We start from the raw sequence: 1,746 nt of genomic DNA on the forward strand, positions 1-1,746 counted from the left end.
AAGGAGATCAATCATATGAGTATTTATTATACTTTAAGCAATGGTCTAAAAATCCCTGCAATTGGATTTGGTACCTATCGTACGCCCCCTGGACTAGAAACGGAGCAATCGGTGCTGGAAGCGATTCATGCCGGATATCGCAGTATTGACTGTGCAGCTGCTTATAAGAACGAATCAAGTGTAGGAATCGCGATCAAGAAGTCAGGAATCAGCAGGGAGCAGCTATTCATCACAAGCAAGTTGTGGAATGATGAAAAAGGATATCAATCTACAATGAAGGCATTTGAGAAAACCCTGCACGATCTTCAGCTTGATTACCTCGATCTCTATTTGATTCACTGGCCAATTGCAAAGGCCTCCAAGAACAACTGGCAAGAGGCTAATCGTGAGACCTGGAAAGCCTTTGAGGAACTTTACGAGGCGGGAAAAATCAAAGCAATAGGAGTGAGCAATTTCCGTCAACATCATTTGGAGCCGCTGATGGAAAATGCAAAAATACAGCCGATGGTCAATCAGATAGAGTTTCATCCTGGCTTTCTTCAGGAGGAAACAGTCAATTACAGCAAAAAACATAACTTACTGGTTGAAGCTTGGGGACCACTGTCAAATGGCGGAATCTTTCAAAATGCTGCTTTAATTGAATTGGCGGAAAAATATCAAAAAACGGTAGCCCAGATTACGTTACGATGGATCCTCCAAAAAGGACTCTTACCTTTGCCAAAATCAGTGACTCCCAGCCGAATGAAAGAAAATCTCAATGTGTTTGATTTTGAAATTTCACCGGAAGATTCAGCTATCATTGATAGAGTGACTGATTGCGGTTATTCGGGGTTTGATCCGGATAATTTGGATTATTGATAAACTCTTCAAAGGAATTATAAACCTCTGCCGTGAAATGATAATTTGGTAAGGATAATTTTAAAGTCAAAGAATGGAGATGAATGATGAAGGGCTTAAAAGCAGGGGTCATTCCTTGCGGGGTCGGAATTGTAGATTCAAACTTTATGATCAGCTTCCATACCGTTTTGACCTGGGATCATCCGGATGTCAGACCAAAATGGTTCCGGTCACCGCATACGATGTTTGTTATTCAGCATCCCACAGCAGGATGGATTTTATGGGATTTGGGGTCAAGAGTCGACTCTGGAGATACTTGGCCGAAACATATTACGAAGTTTGATAAATACGAAGGCTCTGAAGAACTGAGAATAGAAAATCAATTAGCTTCATTAGGGCTGAAACCGGAAGACATCAAGTATGTAATTCTGTCACATTTACACATGGATCATACCGGTTATATTGATCTATTTAAAGACACAGCGGAGTTTTTTGTAAGCAGAACCGAAATGATGAATGCATGTGCTACTGTCATGAATTCAACTGATGTATCAACACATGGCTGGTATATAAGGGAAGAAGTCCTTTGCCCTGTAAAAAAATATCATTATATTGACAGGGACACAGAAATCTTCCCAGGGATTACATTGATTACCCTGCCGGGCCATACCCCGGGCAGTCTTGGCTGTATTCTCGAACTGGAAAGCGGTACGAGGATCCTGACCGGAGATGCTATTACTTGTGATGAAATCTTCCATGGAGCCTTGCCTGGCTTTTTAAATGATTCTGTGGCTTTTCATGAAAGTATAAGAAAGGTTAAGGATTATCAAAAGAAATATGATGCTGAGATATGGTTCTCCCATGATCCTGACCAATTTGAGAAATGGGAAAAGGTGCCTCACTTATATT

At 41.1% G+C, this 1,746-nt stretch carries 2 protein-coding genes; both read left to right on the top strand.

Features of this window, described 5'->3' with window-relative positions:
• A partial coding sequence (locus tag KCX82_RS22785) for an aldo/keto reductase (RefSeq protein ID WP_465250704.1) occupies positions 1 to 858 on the top strand: 858 nt, incomplete at its 5' end.
• An 86-nt stretch (positions 859 to 944) separates the two neighbouring features.
• Positions 945 to 1,746: N-acyl homoserine lactonase family protein (locus tag KCX82_RS22790; protein WP_227020733.1), on the top strand; the 802-nt coding region annotated here is incomplete at its 3' end.

The organism is Sinanaerobacter chloroacetimidivorans, assembly GCF_018128545.1.
Lineage (GTDB): Bacteria > Bacillota > Clostridia > Peptostreptococcales > Anaerovoracaceae > Sinanaerobacter > Sinanaerobacter chloroacetimidivorans.